The sequence below is a fragment of the Acidovorax sp. KPB24-03 genome (assembly GCF_057546605.1).
This window is the reverse complement of sequence record NZ_BAAJYR010000694.1, coordinates 1-1,199: the sequence shown is the minus strand read 5'-3', so window position 1 is coordinate 1,199 and position 1,199 is coordinate 1. Positions and strand designations below refer to the sequence as shown.

Annotated in this window: 2 protein-coding genes; one reads left to right on the top strand and one right to left on the bottom strand. The window is 72.6% G+C overall.

From position 1 onward, the window contains the following. Positions 1 to 440 (top strand): response regulator transcription factor (locus tag AC27KI_RS25270; protein WP_487091211.1); only part of this gene is annotated, 440 nt, incomplete at its 5' end. A 41-nt stretch (positions 441 to 481) separates the two neighbouring features. On the opposite strand, the gene AC27KI_RS25265 is transcribed toward AC27KI_RS25270, so the two are convergent. After that, positions 482 to 1,199: hypothetical protein (locus tag AC27KI_RS25265; protein WP_487116542.1), on the bottom strand; the 718-nt coding region annotated here is incomplete at its 5' end.

Here is a 1,199-nt window from a genome sequence, read left to right as displayed (position 1 = left end):
CCTTCGCGCCCGCGCCGGTCACCGAGTGGCTGCAGGCGCAGCTGCCGCGCCTGGCCGATCTGGCCGTGCAGCAGCTGGAGCCGCCGCGCCTGGTGGTGGAGCAGGGCGCGCGCCGCCTGTCGTTCAGCCTGCACCAGCAGACCGGTGACAGCGAAGGCGGCGGCGACTGGCTGATCGTGATGCGCGAGGTGTCCGACGCCGCCGTGATCGAAGCCATGGGCCTGTCGTTCAAGCTCACCGCCCGCGAGGCCGAGGTGCTGTACTGGCTCGTCAAGGGCAAGACCAACCGTGACATTGGCGACATCCTGGGCGCCAGCCCCGCCACGGTCAAGAAGCACCTGGAGCGCGTGTACGTGAAGCTGGGCGTAGAAACGCGCACCGCCGCGGCCGGCATCGCCATGGCGCGCATCCGGCAGACGCATCCGCAGTTCGAGGGCTGAGCGCCACGGCGCACGGGCCCCGGTGGCTGCAGCGCTGGGCGCTAGAACCGCACCCCGGTGGACAGCCGCAGCATGTTCTGCGGCGTGAAGTTGACCTGCGGGTCCCATGCGGCTCGCACGAACCACTCTGGCCAGTCGTAGCCCACCGACAGGCCGGCGCGGCGGATGAACCGGCCGTCCACCGTGCCCTGCTTGGCCAGCAGGTCCACGGTGAGCCGCTGGCCGCCCGGCCGCGGGCTGCGCCACACGAGGTGCAGGTTCTGCTGGTCGGGGTTCTGCCGGTTGTCGCGCACCAGCTGCAGCGCCAGGGTGTCGCCGCTGGTGAAGCGGTGGCTGCCGTACACGCTGTAGGCGTCGTTGGGATCGAAGTTGAGGTTGGCGTAGTTGCGCAGGTTGGTGCGCCCCAGGCCCGCGCCCACCACCCAGGTGGTGCCGGTCTCCAAGGCCAGGCTGCCGCCGACGAAGCCGCCCGAGGCGATCTGCACCGAGGGCAGCACCCGCCAGTCGCCGAAGGCCACGGTGCGGTCCCACCCCGCGCGCGGCATGGAAAAGCCCAGCGCGGGCGAGCGGAACGCGCCCACCCACCAGTGGTCGTCGCCGCGGGTGTAGCGCAGGTTCACGTCCAGCCCGGGCCCCGAGGGCAGGCCGCCGCCGGACACCTGGTAGAGGCCCGTGGTCAGCTTGAAGGGCAGCGGCGTGTCGGGATCGGTGTCGGTGGCCGCGCGGGCGGCCGGCGCGGCGAGGGCCGCGGTGCCGAGG